This is a genomic window from Nocardia sp. SYP-A9097, from assembly GCF_009649815.1.
Classification (GTDB): domain Bacteria; phylum Actinomycetota; class Actinomycetes; order Mycobacteriales; family Mycobacteriaceae; genus Nocardia.
The window spans coordinates 68121-94238 of record NZ_WJIC01000004.1 but is presented as its reverse complement, the minus strand read 5'-3'; the positions used below and the strand labels follow the sequence as shown (position 1 = coordinate 94238).

Genomic DNA, 26118 nt, shown 5'->3' with positions numbered 1-26118 from the left:
CCTGCCCGCCGCCCACATCGCGGCATGGGTGCGGGGCGCGTCGCCGCTAGCGAATCGGGTCCGGCGGCAGGGATTCCGGGTCGGGTGGGGGCTCGAAATCCGGTTCGGCGGGCAGCTGAAGCGCTTCGACATCGATGGGTGCCGAAGGCTCGGATTCGGCCGGATCGGGGGTGGTGATGAGGCGCAGCGGGGCGGCGGTGGTGATGAGGGCGGCCAGCTCCTCCGGGCCCGCGAGGTGTTCCGGCGCGATGGTGCGAACGGTGCGGACGTAGTGGAACGCGGCGTGGGTGTTGGCGAGGATCTCGGGTTCGGGGGTGCCGGAGCGGGCGGCCTCGAGGCGGGCCCAGGCGAGGCGGTAGACGGCGAGCTGGATGGCGACCGAATCCTCTTCGGCGGGTTTGGGTTCGCCACCGGTCTTCCAGTCCACGACGACCCAGGAGCCGTCGGGGTCGCGGAAGACCGCATCCATGCGGCCGCGAATCACGGTGCCGGCTATGGAGGTTTCGAAGGAGACCTCGACCTCCACGGGGTTGCGGTCGGCCCATTGCGAGGCGAGGAAGGCTTCCTGGAGGCGGACCAGTTCGGCATCGGTGTCCGTGATGTCGGCCGCGCCGGGGAGTTCGTCGAAGGCGAGCAGGCGCGCGCCACCGAACCAGCGTTGCAGCCAGGCGTGGAAGGCGGTGCCGCGGCGGGTGAACGGGCTCGGCGGGTATGGCAGCGGACGGCGCAGGCGGGCAGCGAGTTTCGCCGGATCGGCGCGCAGGTCGACCAGGGCGGTGGCGGCGAGCTGGCCGGGAAGCTCGACCTCGCGGACGGCTTGTTCGGCGGCAAGGTGCTCGGCGATGAGGGCGTCGACATCGGAGGCCCAGCCTTCGGGATCCTCGTCCTCGAGGTCCTCGGAATCAACTGGTGCGCCATCGATTTCGGCATCGGTGGCGGGTTCCTCGGGCAGACCGAAGTCGAATTCGTATTGCTTGGGCTGGGATTCGATATCGAGTGCGGTCACCGCCGACTTGACCAGTGCCGCACCCTCTTCCACGAATTCGCGGCGGGAGCCGAGCGGGTCGCGCGGCCAGTAGGCCGTCGGCGGATTGTCGGTGAAGGGGTTTACCGTATCGGGCAGAGGCGGATCGTCCCAGCGGTCGATGCGCACACCACGATCGAGGGGGGAATCCGGAACTTCACTCGCTTCTTTGAGTTCGAGCAGGAAATCGCTGGGGCCCTTGGGTTTCGAGCCGGTCTCGGCCCAGTGATGGGCGGAGACGAACAGGGCACGTTCGGTGCGGGTGAGCGCGACATAGAAGAGGCGGCGGTCTTCGTCGAGGCGGCGGCCCCCGAGGGCCTTCTTGTGTGCCTCGAGCGCGCGCTCGAGATCGGCGCGGTCATAGAGGTCGGACAGGTCCAGTACGGGCACGCCATCGCCCGCGTCCTCCTGTTGACGGTCGCCGCGCAGGTGGGTGGGGAGTTCGGCGAGCGCGCCCATCCAGGTGGTGGTGCCGGTGCCGGACGGGAAGGTGCCGTCCACCACGTGCGGCACGGCCACCACCTCCCACTCCAGGCCCTTGGCGGCGTGCACGGTGAGCACCTGCACCCGATCGTGCGCCACCTCGACCTCACCGGGCTCCAAGCCGTTCTCGACTTCCTCTGCGGCGGAGAGGAAATCGAGCAGACCCGCCAGGGATGAGCGGTGATCGGCAGAGTATCCTGCGACCACCTCGGCGAAGGCGTCGAGATGTTCGCGCCCGGCGGCGGCCACCGCTTTGCGCGCCTGCGTCTCCACGCCGACGCCGATGGTCCGCTCCACATCGGCGACCAACTCCGGAAGTGGCTGCCCGCCGCGCTCACGCAGTGCGCCCAATTCCCGCCCGAGCGCGACAATGCGCGCGAACCCCTGCGCCGAATACTGTTCCTCCTCACCGGGATCGGCGATCGCGTCGCCGAGTCCCGCCCGTTCGGCGGGTTCCGGTGCCACCTCCTGCAGGGCGCTGTCCAGCCCGGCCGTATCGGTGATCTCGGCGGACTGCCCGCCCGGCCGCCGAATCGACAGCTCACGTGCGCGGCGCGACAGTGCCGCGATATCCGCCACCCCGATGCGCCAGCGCGCCCCGGTCAGAATGCGCACCGCCGCGCTACCCGCCGCCGGATCGGCGATAAGCCGAAGTGTCGCAACAATATCCGCGACCTCCGGCGTATGCAGCAGCCCGCCGAGTCCGACGATCTCCACCGGCAACCCCTGCTCGCGCAGCGCTTCGGCCAGCGGAGCCGCATCGGCATTGCGCCGCACCAGCACCGCCGAGGTAGGCGGCTCCCCGCCCTCATCCGCAGCCGCCTCCCACTCCGCCTTGATCCGCTCGGCCACCCACTCCCGTTCCTCCGCAACGGTTTCCGCCAACGCCAGAGCCACCAACCCCGCCTCAGCCCCCGGCCGCGGCCGCAGCGCGTCCACGGTGACTCCCCCACCCTCGGCGGCCTTGAGCCGCAAGGGATCCGCCACCAAATTCGCCAGATCCAATGCCTCGGGCGGATTCCGCCAACTGGTCAACAACGGCAGCACCGGAGCGGGAACCCCTGGTGCACTGGGAAAGTCGGTCGCGAACCGCGGCAGATTCGCCGCCGACGCCCCACGCCATCCGTAGATCGACTGCATAGGATCACCCACCGCCGTCACCGCGAGCGGCTGATTCTCCACCGTCCCTGCGCGCTGCTGACCGTCCGTCATCCCTGCGCGCGGCTGCCCCTCCGCGACCTCAGTGGCCGGCCGACCCCCCGTCACCCCGGCGGCTGACTCACCCTTCGCCACCTCGGCGGTTGAATGCCCCTCCGTCATCCCGGCATGCTTTTGGCCGGGATCCACAGCAGCCGTGTGGATCCCGGCCAAAGACGCGCCGGGATGACGAGAGGGTTCGTCCGACGTGGGAGGGTGGGAGGCATCCTCCGATGCAGAGTGACCCGGGGTGCCGCCGGGAGCGGGAGGACCGGGAGCGTCCTCGGGTTGCGTGTGCACGCCGCCGAAGAGGGCGGAGAGCAGGATGCGCTGGGAGTGGCCGGTGTCCTGGTATTCGTCGAGGAGGACGAGGCGGAAGCGGGTGCGTTCGGCGGTGCTGACCTCGGCGTGCAGGGCGGCGAGCTTTGCGGCGAGGGACATTTGCGCGCCAAAGTCGAGGGCGCCGCGGCGGCGGAGTTCGTCGGCGAGGCGTTCCACCAAGGGCAGTAGGGAGACTCGTTCGTGTTGGGTTTCGAGGAGGTCGAGGAGGGCTTTCTTGGGGCCGCCTTTTTGGCGGGGGCCAGCGGGGAGGGTGTGGACGAGTTGGTCCAATTCCTGGTGGGCCGTGGCCAATTGGCGTGGTTCCACCAGGTGTTCGGCGAGTTGGCCGGATAACGCCAGCACCGCTTCGGTGACCGCGACGGGGCTGCGGTCGGTGTCGAGATCGCCGTCCCAGGTGGAGACGACGCGGTAGGCGAGCTGCCAGAGTTGGGTCTGGGTGAGCAGGGTCGCGGTGGGTTCCACGGGCAGCAGCAGGCCGTATTCGGTGAGCAGGCGACCGGCGTACGAGTGGTAGGTGCTGATCTCGGGTTCGGAGCCGGTGAGCAGGCCGCGCAGTCGCCCGGTGGGGTCGATATCGCGCAGCAGTGGCGCGCCCGCGAGCCGCGCCAGTCGGGTGCGGATGCGAGTTGTCAACTGCTGAGCTGCTTTTCGGGTGAAGGTGAGGCCGAGTACCTGTTCCGGTTCGACCAGGCCGTTGGCGACCATCCACACCACGCGGGCGGCCATGGTCTCGGTTTTGCCCGCGCCCGCGCCCGCCACCACCAGGGTCGGGCCGGACGGGGCGGCGATGACCGCGGCCTGTTCGTCGGTGGGTGGCGGCAGGCCGAGGGCGTCGGCGAGTTGCCGGGGAGTGATACTCACTCGTCGGTCACCTGGCGACCGGTGTCCTGTACCGGGCAGCTGCCCGCGACCTTGCAGTGCCGGCAGCCGTCATTGCGCATGGCCAGATAGCTGGGTCCGGTGGAGGCGGCGGCCGCGTCGTGGATGACGCCGCGCCATTCGTCGACGCCGCCCTCGTCGAGGGCGGGTTGCATGCGCTCGGTGGCCGCACCGTCGCGGGCACTGGGCTTGGCCACGTACACCAGGCGCGCACCGCCGGGTTCACCATCGCCGAGCGCGCCGGCGGCGGCCGCCACCTGATAGGTGGCGAGCTGCGCGTGCTCCTCGGCCGCCTGTTTGGTGATGGGCGTCTTACCGGTCTTCACATCGACAATGACGAAGCGGCCCTGGGCATCTCGCTCCAGTCGATCCATTCGTCCGCTGATCCGCACCGGCAGTTCGCCGGGCGTGCGCGAAGGCAGAATGCAGTCGATCGGGACCTCGACCCCGATATTGGTGAGTTCGTCGCGGGTATTGCGCAGCCACGCCAGGAAGGTGTCGACCATGGTCTCGGTGCGGCGCAATTCGGCACGCGAGTACCAGTTCTCGCCATCGCGGGCAGTGGGGTCGATCTTCTTCCACGCCTTGACCAGAGCGGTCTTGACCTGGTCCTCGGTAACCTGACCGGCGAGCGCCTGCACGAGGGTGTGTACCAGATTTCCCTTGAGCGCGTGCGGGTTCTCGCCATCACTGCCGCCGTGGCGTTCCAGGGCCCAGCGCAGCGGGCAGGTCTTGAGTTGCTCGACCGTGGACGGCGAGAGCGCGACGGAGCCGTCCTCGCTGTCCCAGAGTGGGCTGTCGGAGGAGAGTTCGGCGGTGCCGTACCAATCGTCGGGGTGTGCGCCCCGGACTCCGGCGCGAGCCAGTTTGGCGAGCTGGCGGGCGGCGCGGGTGCGACGCTCCGGCGTGGTCTCCGGATCGCATGCGACACCACGCAATTCGGCGATCAGAGTGTGCATGGCCAATGCCCGGCCCGGGTCGACGGCGGGCGGAATCCGACCGGGCTGGCCGTCTTCGCCGTCGGCATCGAGTTCGGCGAGGAACCTGGACGGAACGAGATCCTGGTCGCCGGTGACGGATTCGACGGCGGTGACCAGCAGCGACCGCCGCGCCCGGCTACACGCGACCAGCAGCAGGCGGCGTTCCTCGGCGAGCAGGGGTGCGGCGCGGCTCACTCGTTCACCCGAATCTAGTACTCCGGCAAGCACATCCACCATGTCCTCGACACCGAGCAGGGTCCCGCGCGGCCGCAGATTCGGCCAGATCCCCTCCTGCACAGCGGCAACCGCGACGGTGTCCCACTCCCGTCCGGCGGATGCGTGCGCACTGCAAATGGTGACGGCCTCGCCCGGATCGGTATGCGGAGCGTTGTCCTGCGGAATCTCCTGCTGCTCCAGGTATTCCACGAATCCCTCGATGGTGGCGCGCGGCAGCCGATCCACATACGCCGCGGCGGCCTCGAACAATCCGACCACCGCGTCGAGATCCCGATCGGCCTGCATTCCGACCGCTCCCCCACGCTCGGACTGCCCCACCCAGCGCCGCTCCAGGGTCGACCCGGTCCACAACCCCCACAGCACATCTTCCAGGCCACCCCCGTCGCGCCGCACCTGCCGCGCCCGCCCCAGCGCCTTCAATACCCGCTGCAACGGCGCGGCCTCCACCGGCGTCAGCTTGGCCAGAATGACCTGATTCCCCGCCCCCACCAACAGATCCCGCAGAATCTCCGCCGACGACCGATCCAGATCCGCGTATCGATCGACCGCCCCGGCTGCGGGATCGACCGGGGCCGAGCCGCCTTCCATAGCGGAGTCGTTCGCCGAATTCACCTGGCGCACAACAGGATCATCGAGCTCCGCTGCCTCCGGCGCACCGGTTCGCTCGGGGTATCCGAGCTCCAGCACGGTGCGTCGAATGCCCCGGCGCAGTCGGCGCAGGCTGATCTGGTCCGCGCCGCCGAGTGGACCGGCGAGCAGATCGAGCGCGTCATCCGCGGTGAAGGCGATGGGCCGAGGGTGCCGAACCTGCGTCGGATCACCCGCCGTGACCGCGCGCAAAGCCAGCATGGCCCAGGCCGCGCCACGCCGCCGAGCCAGCGGCACATCGGCGGGCGGCTGTCGCACCGGCACTCCGGCGGCCAGCAGGGCACGCCGCAGCGGAGCCAAAGACAATGGGACAGAACGAACAATGACCGCCATTCGGGACCACGGAACGCCATGCGTGAGGTGGGCGCGGCGCAGGTGATCGGCAATGAGCGCCGCCTCCTTGGCAGCTGTCGTGAGCACCCGCACCTGCACCTCGTCCTCGGAGCGGGTGCCGTTCGATGAGCGGAGCGGAGATGCGAGCGGGGTGCGGTGGCGGCCGGCACCGGGGAGTCGGGAGGTGATGCGAGCGGCTACTTCTTGCAGGGCGGTGCCGGATCTATGGTTGGGGCGCAAGGTGATTCGGCGTTCGACGGGGGCGTCCGGATCGGCGGAGAAGCGCGCGTCCGCACCCCGGAAGGTGAAGATGGCCTGATCCGGATCGGCGGCCAGGACAGTGGTTGCCGTACCACTGCCGAGCGCCCGAATGAGTTGGGCGGCAAGGGGATCGAGGTGCTGGGCATCGTCGACCAAGATGGTGTGCAGCCGAATGTGTTCGGCTGCAAGCAGTTCGGGGTCCACGGCGAGTGCGTCCAGTGCCGCGCCGACCAGTTCGGCGGCGTCGAGGGCGGGTGCGCTGGCCTCGGGCACATCCATTCCGACGGACCAGCGCAGCAGCATGATCTGCTCATAGCGTTGGTAGAACCGCCCTGCGGCGACCCACTCCGGGTGCCGGTGCGCATGGCCGAGGGCGATCAAATCTTCGGGTCCCAGACCGCGTTCGGTGGCGCGCAGCATGAGGTCTCGCAACTGTTCGGCGAATCCTCCGGTGGGCAGCGCCGGATGCAGTCGCTCGGGCCAGTCCGGGGCATCCTCGGCGAGTTCCCCGCGCAGCATTTCGCGAATGACGATGTCCTGTTCGGACCCTGTGAGCAGGCGCGGCGGCGGATTTCCATGTGCGGCCGAGACGGTGCGCAGGAGCCCGAAGGCATAGGAGTGCAATGTGCGTACCAATGGGCCGCGAGTGGCTCCTGGTACCCCGCCCAGCAATGGGTCGGCCTCGACAATTCGGGCGGTAATCGCATTTCGCACCGCGGTGGCCGCCCGCTTGGAGTAGGTGAGCAGCAGTACCGACTCCGGATCCGCCCCGGCCAGAATGCGTTCGGCGGCGATATCGACCAGCAGCGCGGTCTTGCCCGTGCCCGGCCCGCCCAGGACCTGCCAGGGCACCCAGCCGGGGTCGATACTGCCGTCCTCGAAGAGCGGCCGGAGGGCGGCATCCCACTCCCGGGGGTGGGAGACTGCCTCGGCCCGGCGCACCAATTGCACCGAGCTATCCGATCGCATCACGTCGGCTATTTCAACAGACCGCCCCGACATGTTCTGTTTGCCGGGTGTTGGCCGTGCCACCGGTCACAGCGTGAGGCAGCAGAATGGGCGGGGTGTCCGATCTTCATGTGCATTATTTCGGTCCTTCGACCGGTCCGGTTGTGCTGGCGCTCCACGGTCTGACCGGGCACGGCAGGCGCTGGGAGGCGCTCGCGCGGGAGCAGCTGCCCGATCTGCGGATTATTGCGCCGGATCTGCGCGGACACGGGAGGTCGCCCGGCGTGCCGCCGTGGGATTTCGAAACGATCGTGTCGGACCTGGTGACGCTGCTGCGGCGGGAGACCGGCGAACCGGTGGTGCTGCTCGGGCATTCGTTCGGCGCGGCGGCAGGGGTCCATCTGGCCCGGTCGCATCCGGAGCTGGTGCGTGGGCTGGCGCTGCTGGATCCGGCGATCGGCCTGGATCCTGAGTTCATGCTGCGCATCGCGAATTCGATGCTGGAGCATCCGGATTACGCGAACGTGGCTGATGCCCGTTTCGACAAATTGGAAACCGCGTGGGCGGAGATCGATCCGGCGATCCTGGAGGCCGAATTGGCCGAACATCTGGTGCCGACGGCGAACGGCCGAGTGGGCTGGCGCATGTGTATGCCGGCGATCATCGCCTACTGGGGTCAGCTGGCCCGCGATTTCGTGCTGCCACCCGCGCACCTGCCGACAATTCTGGTGCAGGCCATGAAGGTCGATCCGCCATTCGTGACCCCGGCGTTCCGGGCCGCGCTCGCCGATCGCCTGGGCGACAATCTGGTTGTGCGCGAGTTCGATTGCGATCACATGGTGGCGCAATCGCGTCCGGCCGAAACCGCGGCGCTCGTGCGTTCGCTGCTCTGAAGGAGGGGTCATGGCCACCACCGATGCCGATATCGAGCGTGTCCGCGAGTTGGTGGCGGCCATTCCGCCCGGCCGGGTGTCCACCTACGGCGATATCGCGGCCGCGGCGGGCCTGTCCACACCCCGCACGGTCGGTTGGATCATGCGCACCGATTCCGCGGATCTGCCGTGGCATCGGGTGCTGCGGGCGAATGGCACGCCCGCACCACATTTGGCGCAGCGGCAATTACGGCAGCTGGCCGCCGAGGGCTGTCCGGTCCTCGATGACCGGGTGGATCTGCGACGCGCCCGGCACCACTTCGTCTCGGAGTGATCCACCGAACCCGATACCCGCCACCCGTCCCGGCGGTTACCGTTGATGCCATGTCCACCCGTCTGGCATGCGTGGTGTTCGATGCGATCGAGCTGAGGAGCGTAGCCCGCTTCTGGGCCGAGTTGCTGGGCTGGGAGGTGCTGATGGATCGGCCGGGCGAGGTCGATGTGGCCGCCTCCGACCCGGACGGGCTGGATGTGGCGCTCACCTTCCTGCCCGCCCGTCGATCCAAGTCGGCGAAGAATCGCATTCATCTGGATCTGTCCAGCCGTTCGCTGGATCATCAACGCGTACAAGTGGATCGGGCATTGTCGCTGGGCGCGCGCCGCCTGGATATCGGGCAGGGCGCGGTGCCGTGGGCGGTGCTGGCCGATCCGGAGGGTAATGAATTCTGCGTGCTGGAACCGCGTGAACAGTATGTGGATACCGGCGCGGTGGCGGCGATAGTGGTCGATACCGAGAATCCGCAGCGCCTGGCCGAGTTCTGGTCGACTGCGGCGGGCTGGCCTGTCACCCATGACAGCGCTCGGTATGCCGGAATCCGTTCGGCCACGGGTCAGGGTCCGTGGCTGGAATTCCTACGTACGCCCGAGGCGCTGGGCGAATGCGGTCGGCTACATCTGGATCTCATCGCTTTCCCCACCGATGACCCCGTAGTAGAAGCCGCGCGGCTGCGTGCCGCGGGTGCCTTGCCGATGAATCCGGATACGCCTCCGGCCAATACACCGGCGCTGGTGCTGGCCGATCCGGAAACCAATGAATTCTGTTTGCTGCGAGAGGCTTCGGGCTGAAGTAGCCGGGCCGGGTGGAGCTAGGCCGCGCCGCGTTCGTAGCGGCGGCGTTCGCGGGGTGAGAGTCCGCCCCAGATACCGAAACGCTGATCGTGGCTAAGGGCGTAGTCCAGGCATTGGCGGCGTACCTCGCAGGAGCCGCAGATCCGCTTGGCCTCGCGGGTGGAACCACCCTTGTCGGGGAAGAACGCTTCCGGGTCGGTCTGTGTGCACAGCGCCTGCTGATGCCACGATTCCGGTTCGAATTCGTCCTTGCGCGTGATGGTTTCGAACATTGCATCGAAATTGGTGAAAAGCATTTTCACGTCGTTCACCTCTTCATACGTGTTGATCAGGAATTACGCGGGTGTTTCCGGGAAGATCTGCTAGTCACCGGCGACGGCGGCGAGGCGGGCCTGTTCACCGGCCGCGAAAACTCGGCGCGCGTGTACCGCGGCGGGCGCGGTCGACCAGGGCGCGAGCGCGGTGGTGAACATGAGTTCGCACCAGGAAAGCGCGGGCACCTCACCGAGCGAAAGCGTGTTGAGCAGTGACAATTCGGTGTCGGAATCGTGCCAGGCGGCGAAGAGCCACGAGGAATCGAGTCGGCCGAGAAATTCCTCGGCATCCTCCGGCGTTCCGAGCGGAGCATCGACCGCGAGATGAACGACCGCGGCAATGGCATGACGCATACGTGCGTCCAGACCGACGCCGTCGTGCAGCAGCAATCCCTCGAGCGATTCTCGCAACGCGGCTCCGGCATCGATCCGGAAGTCACGATGGGCAGCAGTGGTGGCGTCGAACATTATTTCCTCCCTTTCGAATTGACGCTTGTCCCAAAAGCGTCACGGCTGATTTAAAAGGCCGAAAGGTCTTGTTGTCCAGTTTTGACGGGATCTGGGGCAAACCCCTAGCAGTACCGACACTGACGAGTGTGGGTACCCGCCGGGAACAGCACCGAAGGGTGCCCGGCACAACACGGGCAAACATTAGGGCGGGGCGTGTTCCGCCCTTTACGGTCTGACCATGCCTTATGTGCGATCGGGTGCTGCCACGGTGCATTTCGTGACCAGCGACATCCCCGGACCGACTCTCGTTCTCACCCATGGATTTCTGATGGACGAATCCATGTTCGAACCGATGCGCGAACCTCTGGCAGTTGCCGGAATCAATCTGGTAACAATCGACGCGCGTTGCCACGGACGTACGCAGTCACCTGATGGCGAACCATTCACATACTGGGATATGGCAGCCGACACCTTGTCGGTCATGGACGAATTGGGGATCGAGAAAGCGGTAATCGGTGGAATGAGTCAGGGCGGGTATACCGCGCTGCGGCTCGCACTGCTCGCACCCGAACGGGTACGCGGACTGGCGCTGATCGATACCGACGCCGGGGCCTGCACCGCAGATGAGTTCGATTTCTACCGAACGTTTTTCGACCGCTGGTGCAGTGCCGAGCCGATGGCCCCGCTGGTCGCGGAATTGGCGCCGCTGCTGGTCGGCGGTAATGATCCGCGCCTGTGGCGGGCCTGGACCAGCCGCTGGTACAGCTCCGATCGCCAGTCCATCATGCCGGCGGTGCGCTGCCTCCTGGAGCGCCGTTCGCTGCTGCACCGGCTCCCGGAGATCGGCGCGCCCACGCTCGTCATCCGGGGCAGTCAGGACGGCAGCAGTTCCGCGCACAAGAACGCCGCCATGGCGGCCGGATTGGTCAATGCCGATGGCGTGGTGACGATTCCGGGCGCGGGGCAGGGTGCGGCCTGGACGCATCCGGAAGTGTTGGCGCCCTTGCTGATTCGCCTGGTTCGGCGGGCGGCCGCCCGGCCCGCGAATCCGCTCACGCACGTGCTGGCGCACCCGTGGCCGCAGGAGCGCGCCGCAGCCGAGATTCACATCGCACGGTGATCGCGTGATCGAAATGCCGGATCGTAACGAAAGCGGCCGCGGCCAATAGGTCGCGGCCCGCTATTCCTCTCGCGCGTCGCGGCGCAGATGATCGGGATCGAGCTGAACGCCGGTATCGGCGCACCAGGTCGGAATACCGAGAAAGATCTGGATCTGGGTGGGATACGCCGCGGAGAAGACGCTGAACAACTGCACATCGATGGCCCGACAGCGCCCGGTCAGATTGTCCTTGAGGTGCATGATCGAACTCGGGCGGCCGTAAGCGGCAATGCCCTCGTCCCACATTTCCCGGAACAGCCCGAAACGCCCCAGCTCGGCCAGGAAATCCGCCGACCAGCCGGTATCACCGGAGCTCGCGATCAGACCGCGCAGCCAGTGCACGGTGAGCCGGACCTCCGACTCCCACTCCAACATGACTTCCCGGGCCAGATCGTTGCTCAGAAACCAGCGCAGGATATTCACGTCCTGGTCGAGTCCGGGGAAGGCGCGCGAGTAACTGGCGTTGCATGCCAGCACATTCCAGCGAGTATCCACATACGCGGCGAGATTGGGCTCGTGCAGGTCGAGCGCGCGGCGCATGTCATCGGTGATTTCGGCGCGGAGTTGCTGTATCGAGGGAAATTCGCTGACACCCAGCCCGGCGAGGTCGAGCAGGTGCCGTCGTTCCACCACCGACAGCGGGTCTATTCGGTCCAGATATCGGACCAGTGCGTCCACCACCTCGCGGGTCGGATGGCCGCGGTCGCCCTTCTCCAAATGGCTGATGTAGCTGGCGCTGACGCCCGCGTTGAAGGCAAGTCTTTCGCGGGATACGCCCCGGGAGTCGCGCAACTTGCGCAGCAGGAGGCCGAACGTCGGCGGTTTCAGCTCGTCGAAGTCTCTATTCGGTCTCACGCCCAGCACCACGTCGTTCCCTCTCCACAAACATTCAGCAAACCAACCTTCATCGATCCGGTACCCGCCGGTTCCGGACAGCGGGACCCGCTGTAACGCCTGCTTTGAACTGTAGTGAATCTCCCTGGACCCCCCGCAGCTCTGGCTCCGGATACTGCCATATGCGATTGTTCAGAAGTTCAAAACATGATCATTTCTACTATGTGTCGTGCCACATCGCGCAACTCGCGCACGATGGGCAATTGCTTAGCAAGCCTTGGAATCGACTGTCGAGACACCGCTTCCAAGGTCCCCCGACAGGTAGCCACTACGATCTTCAACCATGATCCCAAGCCTGGCCGCATACGCCTCGTGACAACCATCGACGCGATAGTGCTCGCCGGTGGCCGGGCCAGCCGAATGGGCGGGGTCGACAAGCCCGCCATTGTGGTCGGCGGCCGATCGATGCTGGATGCGGCGCTTTCCGCCGTTTCGGAGTGCGCGCGGATCGTGGTCGTCGGACCGCACCGGCCGGAGTTACCGCCGGAAATCCTTCAGGCACAAGAGGTACCGGCCGGCGCCGGACCGGTCGCCGCGATTGCGGCCGCCATGACGATGCTCGCCGGTTGCGAATTCCCGGCGGGGCACATTGTGGTGCTCGCCGCCGACATGCCATTTCTCACATCCGCCGCGGTGGACGAACTGCTCTCGCACGCAAAGGAATCCGGCAGTGACGCGGTATTCGCCGCGGACGAATCGGGGCGACCACAGTATCTGGTCGGAGTTTGGCGGCGGACGGCGCTGGCGGCGGCGCTCGATCGACTCGACTCATTCGTGAATCGGCCGATGAAGGCATTGGTGCCGATCGATACCGCCATGGTGGCATTGGACGGCGTGCAGGACTGCGATACACCCGATGATGTCCGCGCGGCGCGCACCGGCGCGGGCCGGGCGGCCACCCCGATATCCCTCACCGCGGCGCGGGATGAGCTGCGCCGGAACATCTCCCGACTGCCCGTGCGCCGGATCGGCGTGCGGGCCGCGCGCGGGTCCGCGCTGGCCGAACCCCTTCGTGCGGTCGAGGCGCTGCCACGCTTCGATGTGAGCGCCATGGACGGGTACGCGGTGAGCGGGGACGGACCGTGGCAGCTGCGCCGCGATATCGGCTTCGCCGGTGGGCAGCGACCGGTGGGGTTGCTCGACGGTGAGGCGGTGCGCATCGCCACCGGCGCGCACGTACCGGACGGCACGGGCACCGTGGTGCGCGACGAATTCGTGCGGATCGAACCTGATGGGCGGCTACATCGCCTGCCCGACAGCCCGATTCGCGATGATGTGCGGCGACGCGGGGAGGATTGGCAGCCCGGGGCCGAGCTCGCGCCCGGTGGGACGCCGGTGGGTACCGCGCTGATCTCGGTGGCCGCCGGCGCCGAAGTAGCCACGGTGGCAGTGCGCGGACCGGTGCGGGCGCGAATCGTCATGACCGGGGACGAGATTCGCAGTGAGGGCCCGCTGCACACCGGACAGACCCGCGATTCGCTCGGCCCGATCCTGCCGGATCTACTGGCCTGGTACGGCATCGGCACCGTGGACCGAGTCCACCTGCGGGACACCGCGAATGCCTTCGACGATGTCTTCGCCGCGGCCTCGGACTGCGATCTGCTGGTCATTGTCGGGGCCACCGGCGGCGGTGCGGCAGACCAACTCCGCGGCGCCCTCGATCGCGCCGGGGCCCGCGTCCTGGTCCGCCGCCTGCACCTGCGCCCGGGCGGGTCCACCGTGGCCGCCCAATTGGCCTCCGGCCCACTGGTTCTCGGCCTTCCCGGTAATCCCTATGCCGCGGTTGCGACGCTGCTGGCACTGGTACACGCGGTCATCGAGGGCCTGACCGGAGCCACCCCGGCCCGCACGCTGACCGGCCCGCTGGCCAATGCCGCCGAAATCTCCGGCCCCGCACCGCGAATCGTTCCCGCTCGGATCGACCCCACCGGCGGCTGGATCGGCGATCCCGGCATCCGCACCGCCCACCTGGCCGGTCTCCTGGACCGCGACGGCCTCGTAATCGTCCCCGCCGACGCCGCGGACAACGACCCGGTGGAATTCCTCCCTCTCCCACACTGACGCATCCCGGCATTCCGTGTTGGCCCTACCCCGTCATCTCGGGGGGAGGCAGCCGCCGAGGTCGGAGGGCCAGACGTTGAAGCCGGAGTCAGCCGTTGAGGCCGAGGATGGCCAGCAGGTGGCCGGGGTGGGGGCCGGTGTCGACGCGGCCGGTTTGGGCGTAGATCTTGCGGTGGAGACCGGTTGCGGGGTTGCGCAGATGTATGGTCCAGACGTGCGGGGCGAAGGCCACGCCGCCGTCGGCCCAGGCGTGCCGGAATTTGGGGAATTCGCCGAGTTCGGCGAGCAGTTCGATGAAGCCGGTGACATCGCCGGAGCGGCCGATCAATCCGCGCATCCACCGAACCACTTGGCGCACATCGGAATCCCAATCCACCAGGACTCGGGCGGCCAGGTCATTGCCGAAGAACCAGCGCAGCATATTGCCGTCCTCGCATACGCCGGGGAACGCCTCTTCCCAACTTTCGTTCCAGGCGAGCACATTGGCGCGCACATCCAAATAGGCGGCCAGATTCGGGCGGTGCAGGTCCAATACTCGGCGCATATCGGGGGTAATAGCGCCGCGTAGCTGCTCCACGGTGGGCATCTCACCCGTTCCCAGCCCCGCGAGATCGGTCAGCTGGCGGTGATCGGCGGAGCTGAGCGGATCCAATCGATCAAGATAGCGAGTAAGCGCTTCCACCACCTCACGAGTCGGATTTCCGCGATCGCCTTTCTCCAAATGCGTTATGTAACTTGCGCTTACACCAGCGTTGAAGGCCAGCCGTTCGCGGGATACCCCACGGCCGTCGCGCAGGCGGCGCAGCAGATTTCCGAAAGTGGGTGCTTCGAGCTCCCGAGATTCACGTCCGCAGGCCATATCGGCGACCACCGCATCTCCCTTCAGCTTGCCCGGCGAGCGGCGTCTCGTTCGAGATGCCGCCGGGTTGCCCCCACTGGGGATGCTTGCACAAAACAGGCCTGTGACGCGTATGCGCGACTATCCCTGTTTGTATATGTCGCCGATCCTGTTCGGAATTCCCGTCACGCTCCCAGCGCGAACGCGGGATGCGCGGGCTCGGATTCCGCGCGCCGCGCGCGCACCGGATCCGGTGCCGGCACCGCGGCCAGCAAGCGCCGCGTGTATTCCTGTCCAGGATTACCGAAAACTTCCGTCACCGGGCCGCTTTCCACCACATTTCCCGCCTTCAGGACTACCACGCGATCGGCTATCCGGTTGATCACCGCGAGATCGTGACTGATGAACAGGCAGGCGAAACCGTACTCTTCGCGCAGATCGGTGAACAGGTCCAGTACCTGTGCCTGCACCGATACGTCCAGGGCGCTGGTGGGTTCGTCCGCCACCAGCAGTCGGGGCGCGAGCGCGAGCGCCCGAGCCAGCGCGACCCGCTGACGCTGGCCGCCGGAGAGCTCGGCGGGGCGGCGGGTGGCGTAGTCGCGGGGCAGGCGCACCGACTCCAGCAGATCGCCCACCTTGGCGCGCAGCAGTGCGCCGGAGGCGGCGCGATGCACCAGGAGCGGTTCGCCGATGGCGTCCCCGAGGGTGCGACGCGGGTCCAGGGAGGCGGTGACGTCCTGGTGTACCAGGGCCACGTTCTTGCGCAGGCCACGCAGGTCGCGCTTGCCCAGACCGTTCAGGCGGACGCCCTGGAGCACCACCTCGCCGGCCGCGGCGGGGACCAGTCCCAGGGCGGTGCGGCCGAGAGTGCTCTTGCCGGAACCGGATTCGCCGACCAGGCCGATCACCTCGCGGGGCGCGACGGTCAGCGAGACATCGTGTAGCGCGCGGAACTCCTTGCGCTGACGGCGATATACCACCGACAGGTGCGAAATTCGCAGGACCGGTTCCGGCTGCTCGGTGGCGGGCGCGACCGCCGAGGGGTCGCCGACTGCCACGACGGGTGTTGGGGCGGCGACGGACCCCGGCAGTGTCGGAACCGCTTCCAGCAATGTGCGGGTGTAATTCTCCCGTGGATCGGTGAAAAGGTCTTGGACAGTCCGGGTTTCGACGATCCGGCCCGCGTTCATCACCACCACGCGATCGGCGATCGCCGCCACCACGCCGAGATTGTGGGTAATGAAAAGAATCGCGGTTCCGGTGCGGGCCTGCAGATCCCGGAGCAGGTCCAGGATCTCGGCCTGCACGGTGACATCCAGGGCCGTGGTCGGCTCGTCGGCGATCAGCAGCTCGGGTTCGCCCGACAGCGCCAGCGCGATCACCACCCGCTGTTTCTGCCCACCGGAGAGCTGATGCGGATACCAGTCGACGCGCTTGTCCGGCTCCGGAATATCGACCAGGGTCAGCAGCTCGATGGCGCGAGTCCTGGCCTGCGCCTTACCGATCGGCCGATGCGCCCGCAGCGCCTGCGCTATCTGGGTGCCGATCTTCTGCACCGGATTGAGCGCGGTCTGCGGCTCCTGGAACACCATGGCGGCGCGGGTGCCGCGCAGGGCGCGCAGCTCGGTGTCGGGTGTGCCGATGATCTCGGTGCCGCCCAGGCGAATCGAACCCTCGGCGTGCGCGCCCTCGGGCAGCAACCCGAGTACCGCGCGTGCGGTGAGTGACTTCCCGGAGCCGGATTCACCCACCAGCGCCACCGTCTCACCGCGTCCCACCCGAACCTCGACGCCGTCGACCACGGTGCGAGTGCCGAAGCGCACCACCAGGTTACGAATATCCAGCAGCGTCTCGTGCTCGCTCATCCGATCCTCCGGGCGCGGCCCAGTGCCTGGGCGATCAATAGGAATCCGAGGGTCAGGCCGGAGACCACCAGCAGTGGTCCGATGGCGTACGCCGGATTGACGTCCAGGTAGTGGATCGACTCGGAAATGAGCGATCCCAGTGAGGGATCCGGCGGTCGTACCCCGATACCGATGAAGCTCATGGCCCCCTCGATGAACACCGCGAGCGACGCCGACAGCGCCAATTGCACCGCGAGCGGCTCGATCACATTGGGCAGCACATGTTTACGCAGCGTCCACCAGGTGCCCGCGCCGATCACCTCGGCGGCCTCCACATACGGCTGTTCGCGTACGGCCAGGATCGCGGTGCGAATCTGCCTGCCGAATATGGGGATTTCGGCGACTACGACGACCACGATCACGGCCTGCACACCCGGGCCGGTAATGGCGGAGAGCGCGATGGCGAAGATCAATGCCGGGAAGGCGAGAATCAGATCGAATGCCCGCTGGGTGATCACATCGGCGATGCTGTTGACACTGGCCAGCAATCCGGTGAGCCCACCGAGCAGCGCACCCGCGGGCACGGCCACGAACGCGATCAGCAGATCGACGCGAATCCCGTGCAGTACCCGGGTGAATACATCGCGGTTGACGCCGTCGGTGCCGAGCCAATGCTCAGCACTCGGTCCGAGCAGGTTGGCGCCCGGAATCTGGGTCAGCGGATCGTATTTCGTCAGCAGTCCGGCGGCCAGGCCCGCGAACGCGATGATCGCGATCAGCAGCACCCCGGCCAGGCCCTGCCCCGTGCGCAGCGCCCTCCGGAGCGGATTCGGTTCGCGCGCAGCGGTTTCCACCGGCTCGGCGAGATCGAGGGCGCTCATGCCCTGCCTCCGATACGAATTCGCGGATCGAGCCAAGCGTGCACCACATCGGTGGTCAATTGGATGGCCACGAATACCGCCACCGAGAACAGCAACAGTGCCTGCACCACCGGATAATCGCGCCGGTTGATGCCCTGTTCGATGAGCTGCCCGATACCCGGCCAGGCGAAAGCCGCTTCCACCAGCACCGCACCGCCCAGCAGCTGTCCGGTCTGGATGCCGAGCACGGTCAGCACGGTGGGCAGCGCATTGCGCAGCGCGCCGCGGGTGACGATCCGCCGATGTGAGATACCCAGCGCCCGCGCGGTGAGCACATAGGGTTTGCGCAGTTCGGTGCGGAGTGATTCGGTGAGAAATCGAGTGAGCGCGGCCGTGACCGGCAGGGCGAGGCAGATCGACGGCAGTAGCAGGTACTGCACCGCGATATCGGGTCGGGCGATGAACCCGTCCGGCGGAATACCGCCCGCCGGGAGAATCGGAATCGCGATGGCGAACACCAGCACCAGCAGTACGCCGGTGACGAAGACCGGAATCGCGACCGCGACCGTATTCACCGCGGCCACAATGGAATTCAGCCAGCGCCGGTCCCACAGGACGGCGGCGACACCGACCGCGAGACTCACCACGATCGCGAGCAGCAGTGCGGATGCCGCGAGCACGAGGGTATTGGCGAGCCCGCGCCCGACCAGATCCGCGATCTGCCCGCCGATAATGTACGAGCGCCCGAGATCACCGGTGATCACACCGTGCAGCCAGGTCAGGTATTGGGCGGGAATCGATCGATCCAGGCCAAGCTGGTGGCGAATACCGGCGATGGTTTCCGGTGTCGCGTCGGTCCCGGCCAGAATGGTGGCCGGATCGCCGGGCACCAGCCGCAGCAGCAGGAAGATCAGTACGGAGGCGCCGAAGAGCACCGCCAGCGCGGACGGAACACGGCGCAGCAGATAGGCGCTCATACCAGGAACGTCTCGGTGAACACGCCCTCCCGGCGCTTGGTCCAGTTGACGCCGTGCAGCTTTCGCGTGGACCCGTACTGGTAGAAGCGCGCGCCGATCTCGATCAGGAACAGTCCGTCCAGCAGTTGATCGCTGAGCGACTGGTAGGCGCGGGTCGCGTCGGGTCCGGTGCCCTGCGGCAGTTTCCAGGCGCTGTCGGCCGCCGCGACATAGGCGGGTGATTCGTAATGCGAGGCGTTCTTGCGGGCATTGAACGGGTACGCGCTGACCGCGAGCGTGGAGGGCACGAACTGCGCCCACGAATGGTCGGTGATCCACAGGCCCGGGAACTGCGCGCCGATCAACTGCTTGACGAAGGTGGCGTTCTCGGTCGGCACCAACTCCACCTCGATGCCGGCTTCGGCAAGGTTGGCCTGCACGATCTGCGCGGTGGCCTCATAGGTGCTGTACGCGGTGTTGTAGGCCAGTGGCAGCTTGGGCGGCTTGGGCAGTTGGGAGACAAGCTGTTTCGCCTTGGGCACATCCCTCGCGTAGCGGCTGTTGCGGGCCTCGTCGAAGGCTGGAGAGGACTTGGGCCACGGCAGATTCAGCGTGTACCCCGCGCCCCGGAATACCTCGGTGATGATCCGATCGCGGTCGATCGCGTAGGCGATGGCCTGCCGCAGCCGCACCTCCGCCAGGGCCGGATCCTGCACGTTCGCACCGACATACAGCTGCAGTTCGGCGCCTTCGAAGCGGATCGCGCGGAAGTCGTCGGTCTTGTCGAGGTTCTCGTTATCGCGATACCCGATGCCGTCCGCGAACTGGATCCGACCGGATTTGAGCGCGTTGAGCTGCGCCTGACTATCGGAGATGATGTTGAGTTCGACCCGATCGAGGTAGGGCCGCTCCGGCACCCAGTAGGCCGGATTCTTCTCGAAGACCAACCGCTGGTTGGGGATTCGCTGTACGAATCGGAACGGACCGGTGCCGACGATCTTGTCGCCGGTGGCGAGCTGATCGATGGTCTCGCTGTCCAGAATCGGCGCGGTATCGAGCAGATCGAAAATGTTGCCGAGCGGATGCGCGAAGGTCAGTACGATCTTGTGCGGGTCGGTGGTGTCATAGCCGGTGATAGCGGCGGCGGTGCTCTTCAACTGTGCCGACCACTTCGGATCGGCATAGGTGCGCAGCGAGAATTCGACATCCTTGGAGGTGAACGCGCGCCCGCTGTGGAACTTGACGTCATCGCGCAATTCCAGGGTGATGGACTGCCCGTCGGGCGCGAGAGTCCACTTCTTCGCCAGCAGCGGTTGCGGCTCCAGCTTGTCGTGCGGATAGCGCACCAGTGATTCGAAGACCAGGCCGACAACCGTTGGGGTGGTGCCGGTATTGGTGAGAATATTCGCCGGAACCAGATCGACCAGCACGCCGTAGTTCAGCGTCCCGCCCTTGACCGGCTGTGCGTTGTCATCGCCGCCACCCTTGCTCTGATTCACCGCCGAGGTGCAGGCGGCCAGTGCGCCGCCGCCGAAGATGGCCAGCGCGGCGATACCGGAGCTGCGCAGGAAACGACGGCGGTCTAGGACACCGGGGGCAGAATTCATCTGGAAATCCTCGAGATACGTGGCGGCATGCCGCGGCGGGGTGTGTGGACGCACCCCGGGGGGACTGTGGATCAGGACGCTAACAGCGGGTGAGCGGGCGATCACCGGTTGCGCGCAGCCAGAATGAAACCCTGGCGAACGGACCGCCCCCGGCCCTTTGCTGGAAGAATGCCTGTCCCCGCCAATGCCCGTGGCTATGAGAACTTCACCGGCGAAATCGGCCGCACCACCGCCGATTCCACCCCGGAGTGGATCTACCCGCCGTCCGCCCCCGCCGGCGCACCCAACATCATCGTGGTGCTCGTGGACGATATGGGGTTCAGCGATATCGGGCCGTTCGGCTCGGAGATCGAAACACCCACCTTGGATCGGATCGCGGCAACGGGTTTGCGGCTCACCAACTTTCACACCACCCCGCTCTGCTCACCCTCGCGGGCAGCACTGCTGACGGGCGTGAATTCGCATCGCGCCGGATTCGGCTTCGTGGCCAATGCCGATCCCGGCTATCCCGGTCTGCGCCTGGAACTCGCCGATGATGTGCTGACTCTGCCGGAGATATTGCGCGCCAATGGATATGCCACCTACGCGGTCGGAAAATGGCATCTGGTGCGCGATGCCACGCTACACCCGGCCGCGCACCGCGATTCCTGGCCGACCCAGCGCGGATTCGACCGGTATTACGGATCTTTGGAGGGATTGAACTCCTTCTACCATCCGAATCAGCTCATCTCGGATAGTTCACCGGTCGATGTGGACGAGTACCCCGAGGGTTACTACCTCACCGACGATTACACCGATCGCGCCATCGGATACCTGAAGGAACTGCGCGCGCACGACGCCGACAAGCCGTTCTTCCTGTACTTCGCGCACACCGCCATGCACGGGCCATTGCAGGCGAAGCCGGAAGACCTTGCCAAATACCGGGGTCGGTACCAGGAGGGCTGGGATCGACTGCGGCAGAGCCGATTCGCCGCTCAGCTCGCACAGGGGTTGTTCCCGGAGGGCACGCAACAGAAGCCACGCAATACCGAACCGGGTTATGAAGCGCAGGAATGGGATTCGCTGACACCCGAGCAACAGTCACGATTCGATCGGTACATGGAGGTGTACGCGGGCATGGTCGACAGCATCGACCAGAGCCTGGGCCGAATCGTCGAAACCCTGGAGCAATTCGGCGAACTCGACAACACCATCATCGTCTTCACCTCCGATAATGGCGGCACCGCCGAAGGCGGCCCGGAGGGCACGCGCACCTATTTCGCGCAGTTCGCACAGGTGGATGAACCCGACTGGGAACGCGATGTACCGCACGATGATTCGCTCATCGGCACCGCGAAGCTAGGCGTGCACTACCCGCGCGGTTGGGGCCAGGCGTCCAACACCCCGTTCCGCTTCTACAAGGGCCAGACCTTCGCGGGTGGTGTCCGGGTGCCGTTTCTGCTCTCCTGGCCCAAGGGCCTGCCGCGCACCGAAGACGACAACGGCATTCGCCAGGAGTACACGTACGTCACCGACCTGACCCCGACACTGCTGGAGCTGGCGGGACTGAATCGGCCCTCAGTACGTAATGGCCTCCCCGCCAAGGATTTCGACGGCATCTCCGCCGCCGATGTCCTCCGTGATCGAGCCGCCACCTCCCGCCACGTCGAACAATATTCGGAGATGACCGGCCACCGCGGCTTCTACCGCGACGGCTGGAAGCTCCTAGCCCTCCACGAACCCGCACGCGGCATCGACAACCCCCACTGGCAACTCTTCGACGTCCGCACAGACCCCACCGAATTGCATGACGTCTCAGCGCAATTCCCGGAAAAGGTCGCCGAACTCTCAGCCGCCTGGGACGAAGCCGCCTGGCACAACACGGTTTTCCCCCTCGTCACCCGTCAGGACCTCGCCAACCGCCGCCCGGAGGAATCCCGATTCACCGAACGTGTCAGCATCCTCCCCGGCACCCCCACCCTGGAGCGCTACCGCTCCCAACGCCTGATCGCCTACCGCGACTTCACAATTGCGATAAGCCTCGGCGGCAACCCGGGCCACCAGAGCACACCCCCAGCTCACCCCGAAATCCGCACCGGCGATGTCCCGACCACCCGGCGCGGCTACCGCACCGGTGACGAAGGCGTCCTGATAGCTCACGGCGACCCGCAGGGCGGTTACCTGCTCTTCGTCGAAAACGGCCATTTGATCTTCGGCTACAACGCCTACGGCCGCTACACCACCATCGACGCGGGCCCGATACCCGAAGGCAGCCAACACATCACGGTCTCGGCAGTGGTCCGCCCCCACCTCCGCTGGGACTTCACCATCCACATAGACGGCGTCCGCTCCGCCCACCTCCCAGACCAAATCCAACTGGTCGGCATGGCCCCCTGGACCGGCATCTCCATCGGCCTCGACGCCCGAGGCCCGGTCGACTGGGATCTCCGCGAACGCCGAGGCGTCTTCCGCTACACCGGAAACCTCCGCTCGGTCACCTACAGCCCGGGCGCGATCGGCGTCCCCGAAGACACCCGGCGCGCCCTGGATTCCGAGGCCGAACTCATCGCTGAATAGCCCATAACAGGCAAATCCCTCTACCGACCGGCAGGGTGCTGCAACATGGATGTACTCACGCAGGGGTCTTCTCGACGTTTGCCTGCGTGAGTACATCCGTGTTGCGTCTCTCCCGAGGAATCGGTCGAATGGGATGGTAGAGGGGATGCACTCAGGGCCTTCGTAGCCGAATACCCTGCGGGAGATCACGTTCCAGCGGGGTTCGGAGGAGGGCCAAGATTCTTCGGAGTGGTTACGTCGTCTGCCGTACCCGACTTTCGCTCCCCCTTTGGGAGCCGCACTCCCACCTCCCAGCCTGGCTGGCAGGCCGTGGTACCGATCTCGAGCAAAAAACACAAACCCCAAAGACCAAAACCCCCAAACCGCCCACCCTCGACGCCATCACACCCCGTGTCTAATCAGCACACCCCTTATACAAGGGGTGTGCTGGCACGAGACGGGGTGTGATGAGTCGATAGGGGTGTGCGCCGTGACCCCGAGACCCTTCACCCTGTCCGGATTGTCCACTTCTGGTTGGTGGTTCTTCTCGCCCTGGCGTCTTTTGTCTTGTTTTTTGTCGTTTTGGTTCTGAAGGTTCCCACGGCCGGCCGGCCACGCTGGGACGCGAGAGTGCGGCTCCCAAAAGGGGAGCGAAAGCCGGGTACGGCAGGCGAGGTTCCCACTCTGAAAAATCGTGGCCATCTTCCGAACCCCGCTGGGGCGGAGGGTAATCCGCCCGAGTCTGCTACGAAGGCCCCGTGAGCCCCAACCGATCGGTTATCCCATCGAGCAGCGCGGCGAGAGTCCACGCCACCGGATCCGCAACATCGGCAGGATCCACCCGACCAGGAAGGGTGCGATCGGCGAGCCAGCGCGAGAAGGCAGGGTGGGTGCCGGATTCCAGGAGGGGTTGGAGGAAGGGGGCGGCGGTTTCAGCGAGTTGAGCGTCGGTGTGCAGGCCGGTGCGGGATCGCATGCGCATCTCTTCCGCCAACTGGAGGGCGGTGCCGATCAGGTGGCCGTCGATCGCTGTGGTTATGCGGGTCATGTCGTCGGCGGAGATGCCGAGGGGCTCCAGGAGTGCGAAGCGAAAGTCGAAGTAGCGCAGTGCATTCGGGCCGAATGGGGGGCGGGTGTGGACCAGGTGGCCGAACCAGAGGTGGCGCTGGATGACGGTCCAGGTGTCGAGGGAGAGGCGTTCCAGTATCGGGCGCCAGGCACGCGGTTCGCCTTCGGCCTCAGGATTCTGGGCAGAAGTTGTTGCGGGGAGCGGGATTTCGCCGTAAACGGCATCGATCATGAGGTCTACCAGGCCGTCTTTGCTGCCGACGTAGCGGTAGAGGGACATGGGGGTGGAGGCACCAACGGCGGTTGCCACTCGGCGCATGGTCAGGGCCGATGCGCCTTCGGCGTCGGCGATGGTCAGCGCGGCGCGGAGGATGTCTGCGCGGTTCAGGGTCGTGGTGGGGCGGCCCGGAGGTTCGGGCAGGGTCCAGATCAGTGCGCCGGGTGGGGTTGTCTCCTCGGTCATTTGTCACCTCCTTGCGAGGAATTCAACCATTCGTGTACAACGTACACATGATGTACAACGTACACGCACCACGCGTATTGGTCGTCGGCGGCGGACTGGTGGGGTTGTGTGCCGCGCTGTTTCTTCGCCAGCACGATGTGGAGGTGACCGTGGTCGAGCGGCGGGCGACCACCTCGCCACAGCCCAAGGCGCGGCGCATCAATATCAGGACCATGGAGTTGTTTCGGCAGGTCGGGATTGCCGCACAGGTCTTCGAGGCCGCACGGGATCTTGCGAATTATCAATTTATGGCCGCCGGGCCGACGCTCGCCGAGTCGGAGCGGTTGCCGTTCATGCTGCCGGGTGGGATGCCCGATTGGGATGCCATCACCCCGGCCGGGGCATGCCTCTGTGCGCAGGATCTACTCGAACCGGTACTGCGCGAGATTGCCGAGGCGCGGGGGGTGGATGTGCGATTCGGCGTGGAGCTCACCGACTTCCGAGAGGACCACGGCGGGGGCAACGGCGCGAGCACCGGTATTCATGCCACGGTGCGCACTGCCGACGGCATGGTGGAGCAGCTGCGCGGGGACTACATCATTGCCGCCGACGGGGCGAACAGCCCGATCCGAGAACGCCTGGGCATTACCCGCAGTGGTCGGGGCACCCTCGGCAGTGCGGTGAATGTGTATTTCCGCGCCGATCTCACCGAGCTGGTTCGCAGTCGGGAATTCAATCTGTGCCAGGTCGAGAATGACCGTGTCCCAGGCGCTTTCGCCTCCATCGACGGCACACAGCGGTGGATCTTCACCAGCGCTCAGGGCTTGGATCGCCCCGCGGCGGAGTGGCCCGACGCCCTAGGCATTGCCATCGGCGCACCCGATATCGATATCGAAGTTCTCAGCGTAATGAATTGGGAGCCGGGCATGTTCGTGGCCGACAGTCTCAGATCAGGTCGCATCTTCCTCGCGGGCGATGCGGCCCACGTCATGCCGCCGTTCGCCGCGGCGGGCGCGAATACCGGGATCGAGGATGTGCATAATCTCGCCTGGAAGCTGGCGCAGGTACTGCACGGTGTGGCCGATCAGGCACTACTGGACTCCTACCAGGCCGAACGCCACCCGGCCGGCTGGTTCATAGCCGACCAGTCCAGTATTCGTACCGCCAATCTGCGCACCATGAACCAGCAGTCCCCCGATGGCACCCCACTGGCCGATCCGATCGCCTTGATTCTCGGAAATCGTTATCCGGCAGGTGCTTTCATCGACGACGGCAGTGCGCACACGATGGATCGCCTGGACGTTTCCGGCCAGCCGGGGACTCGCCTGCCGCATGCTTTCCTCGCGCCGGACCGTTCGACGCTCGATCTCATAGGCACCGAATTCGTCCTCATCACCGGCTCCGCCGGATCCGCCTGGCGGGCAGCCGCCGATCAGGAGGGCTTGGACAGTCACAAGGTCGACGACCACTACTGCGAGACCGTGGGCCTCACGCCCGGGGGCGCAGTACTCGTCCGCCCGGACCAGATAGTCGCGTGGCGTGCACCGGAACTGCCCGCCGATCCAGTGGCGGCTCTGCGTACCGCTTTGGAAATCACCCTTTACGCGCCCGCGCCGCATCCGCAGCCTTCACGCGCGGTTTAGCCGGGGTCTCAGGGCAGCTCCGGGCGGACGCGGGATGTTTACCAGCGATCCGACAGCAACCGGATTTGGTGTCGATCTTCTGTTAACAAATGTAAACCGCGAGAGAACCAGTCGT

Annotated in this window: 18 protein-coding genes; 7 read left to right on the top strand and 11 right to left on the bottom strand. The window is 66.4% G+C overall.

What is annotated here, in order from left to right; translation table 11 throughout:
- Positions 1 to 46 precede the first annotated feature (46 nt).
- Positions 47 to 3907: an ATP-dependent DNA helicase gene (locus GFY24_RS10495; protein WP_309230701.1), complete on the bottom strand. Its 3861-nt coding sequence runs from the start codon at positions 3905 to 3907 to the stop codon at positions 47 to 49.
- Positions 3904 to 7353, bottom strand: coding sequence for an ATP-dependent DNA helicase (locus GFY24_RS10490; protein WP_153805164.1), 3450 nt, complete (start codon positions 7351 to 7353; stop codon positions 3904 to 3906). The genes GFY24_RS10495 and GFY24_RS10490 overlap by 4 nt, the downstream gene beginning before the upstream one ends.
- 86 nt (positions 7354 to 7439) lie before the next feature.
- On the opposite strand from GFY24_RS10490, the gene GFY24_RS10485 reads away from it, so the two are divergent.
- Genes GFY24_RS10485 through GFY24_RS10475 form a run of 3 tightly spaced genes read left to right on the top strand, consistent with a single transcriptional unit; the run spans position 7440 to position 9329 of the window.
- Positions 7440 to 8225 carry an alpha/beta fold hydrolase gene (locus GFY24_RS10485; RefSeq protein ID WP_153804824.1) on the top strand — a complete coding sequence of 262 codons (786 nt, stop codon included), beginning with the start codon at positions 7440 to 7442 and terminating at the stop codon, positions 8223 to 8225.
- Between the two features lie 10 nt (positions 8226 to 8235).
- A complete protein-coding gene (locus tag GFY24_RS10480; RefSeq protein ID WP_153804823.1) occupies positions 8236 to 8538 on the top strand; it encodes an MGMT family protein in 303 nt (100 codons plus the stop codon).
- A 50-nt stretch (positions 8539 to 8588) separates the two neighbouring features.
- Positions 8589 to 9329: a VOC family protein gene (locus GFY24_RS10475; protein ID WP_153804822.1), complete on the top strand. Its 741-nt coding sequence runs from the start codon at positions 8589 to 8591 to the stop codon at positions 9327 to 9329.
- 20 nt (positions 9330 to 9349) lie between these two features.
- Here GFY24_RS10475 and GFY24_RS10470 read toward each other — a convergent pair whose 3' ends face one another.
- Positions 9350 to 9628: a WhiB family transcriptional regulator gene (locus GFY24_RS10470; protein ID WP_153805163.1), complete on the bottom strand. Its 279-nt coding sequence runs from the start codon at positions 9626 to 9628 to the stop codon at positions 9350 to 9352.
- A 66-nt stretch (positions 9629 to 9694) separates the two neighbouring features.
- Positions 9695 to 10114, bottom strand: coding sequence for a hypothetical protein (locus tag GFY24_RS10465; RefSeq protein ID WP_194852813.1), 420 nt, complete (start codon positions 10112 to 10114; stop codon positions 9695 to 9697).
- A gap of 220 nt (positions 10115 to 10334) precedes the next feature.
- Between GFY24_RS10465 and GFY24_RS10460 the strand changes: the two genes are divergently transcribed.
- Entirely contained in the window at positions 10335 to 11216 is an 882-nt protein-coding gene (locus GFY24_RS10460) for an alpha/beta fold hydrolase (RefSeq protein WP_153804821.1), read from the top strand.
- 60 nt (positions 11217 to 11276) lie between these two features.
- On the opposite strand, the gene GFY24_RS10455 is transcribed toward GFY24_RS10460, so the two are convergent.
- Positions 11277 to 12110 (bottom strand): helix-turn-helix domain-containing protein, encoded by an 834-nt coding sequence (locus GFY24_RS10455; protein WP_309230700.1) that lies wholly within the window; start codon positions 12108 to 12110, stop codon positions 11277 to 11279.
- 342 nt (positions 12111 to 12452) lie between these two features.
- On the opposite strand from GFY24_RS10455, the gene GFY24_RS10450 reads away from it, so the two are divergent.
- Entirely contained in the window at positions 12453 to 14210 is a 1758-nt protein-coding gene (locus GFY24_RS10450; protein ID WP_375336030.1) for an NTP transferase domain-containing protein, read from the top strand.
- A gap of 88 nt (positions 14211 to 14298) precedes the next feature.
- On the opposite strand, the gene GFY24_RS10445 is transcribed toward GFY24_RS10450, so the two are convergent.
- From GFY24_RS10445 to GFY24_RS10425, 5 genes are all read right to left on the bottom strand, one after another.
- Positions 14299 to 15081, bottom strand: coding sequence for a helix-turn-helix transcriptional regulator (locus GFY24_RS10445; RefSeq protein WP_309230698.1), 783 nt, complete (start codon positions 15079 to 15081; stop codon positions 14299 to 14301).
- Positions 15082 to 15233: 152 nt separating this feature from the next.
- Entirely contained in the window at positions 15234 to 16913 is a 1680-nt protein-coding gene (locus GFY24_RS10440) for an ABC transporter ATP-binding protein (RefSeq protein WP_153804819.1), read from the bottom strand.
- On the bottom strand, positions 16910 to 17773 hold the full coding sequence (locus GFY24_RS10435) for an ABC transporter permease (protein WP_153804818.1): 864 nt from the start codon (positions 17771 to 17773) through the stop codon (positions 16910 to 16912). The genes GFY24_RS10440 and GFY24_RS10435 overlap by 4 nt, the downstream gene beginning before the upstream one ends.
- Positions 17770 to 18729: an ABC transporter permease gene (locus tag GFY24_RS10430; RefSeq protein WP_153804817.1), complete on the bottom strand. Its 960-nt coding sequence runs from the start codon at positions 18727 to 18729 to the stop codon at positions 17770 to 17772. The genes GFY24_RS10435 and GFY24_RS10430 overlap by 4 nt, the downstream gene beginning before the upstream one ends.
- Positions 18726 to 20315 (bottom strand): ABC transporter substrate-binding protein, encoded by a 1590-nt coding sequence (locus GFY24_RS10425; protein WP_153804816.1) that lies wholly within the window; start codon positions 20313 to 20315, stop codon positions 18726 to 18728. Before GFY24_RS10425 ends, GFY24_RS10430 begins: the two co-directional genes overlap by 4 nt.
- Positions 20316 to 20483: 168 nt before the next feature.
- On the opposite strand from GFY24_RS10425, the gene GFY24_RS10420 reads away from it, so the two are divergent.
- The gene (locus GFY24_RS10420) at positions 20484 to 22871 is read left to right on the top strand and encodes an arylsulfatase (protein WP_153804815.1); all 2388 of its coding nucleotides are present in this window, start codon (positions 20484 to 20486) and stop codon (positions 22869 to 22871) included.
- A gap of 724 nt (positions 22872 to 23595) precedes the next feature.
- Here the strand turns inward: GFY24_RS10420 and GFY24_RS10415 are convergent.
- On the bottom strand, positions 23596 to 24381 hold the full coding sequence (locus GFY24_RS10415) for a TetR/AcrR family transcriptional regulator (RefSeq protein ID WP_153804814.1): 786 nt from the start codon (positions 24379 to 24381) through the stop codon (positions 23596 to 23598).
- Between the two features lie 47 nt (positions 24382 to 24428).
- Between GFY24_RS10415 and GFY24_RS10410 the strand changes: the two genes are divergently transcribed.
- Positions 24429 to 26003, top strand: coding sequence for an FAD-dependent monooxygenase (locus tag GFY24_RS10410; protein WP_228566180.1), 1575 nt, complete (start codon positions 24429 to 24431; stop codon positions 26001 to 26003).
- Positions 26004 to 26118 lie beyond the last annotated feature (115 nt).